This window comes from Bacillus sp. FJAT-44742 (assembly GCF_002797315.1).
Classification (GTDB): Bacteria; Bacillota; Bacilli; order Bacillales; family Marinococcaceae; genus Thalassorhabdus; species Thalassorhabdus alkalitolerans.
In genome coordinates this window covers 3,665,078-3,668,710 of record NZ_KZ454936.1, presented here as the reverse complement: position 1 = coordinate 3,668,710, position 3,633 = coordinate 3,665,078, and the positions used below count along the sequence as shown (strand labels likewise).

Genomic DNA, 3,633 nt, shown 5'->3' with positions numbered 1-3,633 from the left:
AGCGTTCGTCCTGAGCCAGGATCAAACTCTCCGATAAAATGAAGATGTTTGAAACTAACTTAACTTACTTTAATAGAAATTAACTGACGTTTGACTTTCATTCGATTTTCAAAGGTCAACTTGTCCGCCGTTTTTTTGGCGACTTAATCATCATAACACCTTCGCAATATGGTGTCAATAACTTTTTTGTTTTTCTTGCCTTGTTGATGACTTGCTGCGACAAGATATTAAATATATCACCTTGCAGCCATGAAATCAATCGTTTTTCTCTTCCAATTGATGGCAAATATATTCTTTTTTTCAATCTAGGAATATAGGAAACAATCAATAGAGAGGTATTCATGGTCGGGAAGACAGGATTTGAACCTGCGACCCCTTGGTCCCAAACCAAGTGCTCTGCCAAGCTGAGCTACTTCCCGGGGAAATGGTGCGGGTGAAGGGACTTGAACCCCCACGTCATAAAGACACTAGATCCTAAGTCTAGCGCGTCTGCCAATTCCGCCACACCCGCATAAAGTGTTTCGTCTGTTATATAAGAAGTGCTTGAGAAGGAAAAAGCGCTCCGTAAAAGAGCGCTTGACCGCCTGGCAGCGTCCTACTTTCACAGGGAGTTGCCCCCCAATTATCATCGGCGCTGAAGAGCTTAACTTCCGTGTTCGGCATGGGAACGGGTGTGACCTCTTCGCTATCGCCACCAGACATAGAGAACATCGTTCTCTCAAAACTGAATAACAGAGAAGAAATAGAGTATATCACCGAGGCGCCCACCTATTTGTGTTAGGATAAGCCCTCGACCGATTAGTATCTGTCAGCTTCACGTGTCGCCACGCGTCCACCTCAGACCTATCAACCTTGTCATCTTCAAGGGGTCTTACTAGCTTGGCGCTATGGGAAATCTCATCTTGAGGGGGGCTTCATGCTTAGATGCTTTCAGCACTTATCCCGTCCACACGTAGCTACCCAGCTATGCTCCTGGCGGAACAACTGGTACACCAGCGGTGTGTCCATCCCGGTCCTCTCGTACTAAGGACAGCTCCTCTCAAATTTCCTGCGCCCGCGACGGATAGGGACCGAACTGTCTCACGACGTTCTGAACCCAGCTCGCGTGCCGCTTTAATGGGCGAACAGCCCAACCCTTGGGACCTACTTCAGCCCCAGGATGCGACGAGCCGACATCGAGGTGCCAAACCTCCCCGTCGATGTGAACTCTTGGGAGAGATTAGCCTGTTATCCCCAGGGTAGCTTTTATCCGTTGAGCGACGGCCCTTCCATACGGTACCGCCGGATCACTAAGCCCGACTTTCGTCCCTGCTCGACTTGTAGGTCTCGCAGTCAAGCTCCCTTTTGCCTTTGCACTCTTCGAATGATTTCCAACCATTCTGAGGGAACCTTTGGGCGCCTCCGTTACTGTTTAGGAGGCGACCGCCCCAGTCAAACTGCCCACCTGACACTGTCCCTGAACCGGATCACGGTCCGAGGTTAGAATTTCAGTACAGCCAGGGTAGTATCCCACCAGCGCCTCCACCGAACCTGGCGGTCCGGTTTCCAAGGCTCCTACCTATCCTGTACAAGCTGTACCAAAATCCAATATCAAGCTACAGTAAAGCTCCATGGGGTCTTTCCGTCCTGTCGCGGGTAACCTGCATCTTCACAGGTAATATAATTTCACCGGGTCTCTCGTTGAGACAGTGCCCAAGTCGTTGCACCTTTCGTGCGGGTCGGAACTTACCCGACAAGGAATTTCGCTACCTTAGGACCGTTATAGTTACGGCCGCCGTTTACTGGGGCTTCAATTCGAAGCTTCTCCCCGAAGGGGATAACCTCTCCTCTTAACCTTCCAGCACCGGGCAGGTGTCAGCCCCTATACTTCGCCTTGCGGCTTCGCAGAGACCTGTGTTTTTGATAAACAGTCGCTTGGGCCTTTTCACTGCGGCTCTCCGGGGCTTTAACACCCTAGAGAGCACCCCTTCTCCCGAAGTTACGGGGTCATTTTGCCGAGTTCCTTAACGAGAGTTCTCCCGAGCGTCTTAGAATTCTCATCCCACCTACCTGTGTCGGTTTGCGGTACGGGCACCTCTCACCTCGCTAGAGGCTTTTCTTGGCAGTGTAGGATCAGGAACTTCGGTACTATGATTTCCCTCGCCATCACAGCTCAGCCTTACAAGAAGCGGATTTGCCTGCTTCTCAGCCTACCTGCTTGGACGCGCATATCCAACAGCGCGCTTACCCTACCTTTCTGCGTCCCCCCATTACTCAAATGGTGAGGAGGTGGTACAGGAATTTCAACCTGTTTCCCATCGCCTACGCTTTTCAGCCTCGGCTTAGGACCCGACTAACCCTGAGCGGACGAACCTTCCTCAGGAAACCTTAGGTTTTCGACGGAAGGGATTCTCACCCTTCTTTTCGTTACTCATACCGGCATTCTCACTTCAAAGCGCTCCACTGGTCCTCACGATCCAGCTTCTCAGCCCTTTGAACGCTCCCCTACCACGAACACCTGATGGTGTTCATTCACAGCTTCGGTGATACGTTTAGCCCCGGTACATTTTCGGCGCAGAGTCACTCGACTAGTGAGCTATTACGCACTCTTTCAATGATGGCTGCTTCTAAGCCAACATCCTAGTTGTCTAAGCAACTCCACATCCTTTTCCACTTAACGTATACTTGGGGACCTTAGCTGGTGATCTGGGCTGTTTCCCTCTTGACTACGGATCTTAGCACTCGCAGTCTGACTCCCGAGAAATAAGTCTCTGGCATTCGGAGTTTGACTGAATTCGGTAATCCTGTAGGGACCCCTAGTCCAATCAGTGCTCTACCTCCAGGACTCTAACTCGAGGCTAGCCCTAAAGCTATTTCGGGGAGAACCAGCTATCTCCGAGTTCGATTGGCATTTCACCGCTACCCACACCTCATCCCCGCAATTTTCAACTTGCGTGGGTTCGGGCCTCCAACAGGTGTTACCCTGTCTTCACCCTGGACATGGGTAGATCACACGGTTTCGGGTCTACGACCACGTACTATGGCGCCCTGTTCAGACTCGCTTTCGCTGCGGCTCCGCCTCTTCAGCTTAACCTTGCACGGGATCGTAACTCGCCGGTTCATTCTACAAAAGGCACGCCGTCACCCATTAACGGGCTCCGACTACTTGTAAGCACACGGTTTCAGGATCTCTTTCACTCCCCTTCCGGGGTGCTTTTCACCTTTCCCTCACGGTACTGGTTCACTATCGGTCACTAGGGAGTATTTAGCCTTGGGAGATGGTCCTCCCGGATTCCGACGGGGTTTCACGTGCCCCGCCGTACTCAGGATCCACTCCGGAGGAAACGAAGTTTCGGCTACAGGGCTCTTACCTTGTCTCGCAGGTCGTTCCAGACCGCTTCGCCTACTTCGTTTCTTTGTAACTCCAATGGAGTGTCCTACAACCCCAGGGTGCAAGCACCCTGGTTTGGGCTGTTTCCGTTTCGCTCGCCGCTACTCAGGAAATCGCATTTGCTTTCTCTTCCTCTGGGTACTAAGATGTTTCAGTTCCCCAGGTCTGCCTTCTTACACCCTATGGATTCAGGTGCAGATCCTATCCCATTACGGATAGGGGGTTCCCCCATTCGGATATCTCCGGATCAAAGCTTACTTACA

The 3,633-nt window shown here is 51.5% G+C and carries 2 tRNA genes and 2 rRNA genes (1 of these 4 running past the window's edge); all 4 read right to left on the bottom strand.

Annotated elements, in window-relative coordinates:
- Positions 1-342 precede the first annotated feature (342 nt).
- Positions 343-419: transfer RNA gene (locus CEF17_RS18265), tRNA-Pro, on the bottom strand.
- Between the two features lie 6 nt (positions 420-425).
- A tRNA-Leu gene (locus tag CEF17_RS18260) sits at positions 426-511 on the bottom strand.
- A 71-nt stretch (positions 512-582) separates the two neighbouring features.
- Positions 583-699 (bottom strand): 5S ribosomal RNA (gene rrf / locus CEF17_RS18255).
- Positions 700-778: 79 nt separating this feature from the next.
- A 23S ribosomal RNA gene (locus CEF17_RS18250) occupies positions 779-3,633 on the bottom strand (it continues 86 nt past the right edge of the window).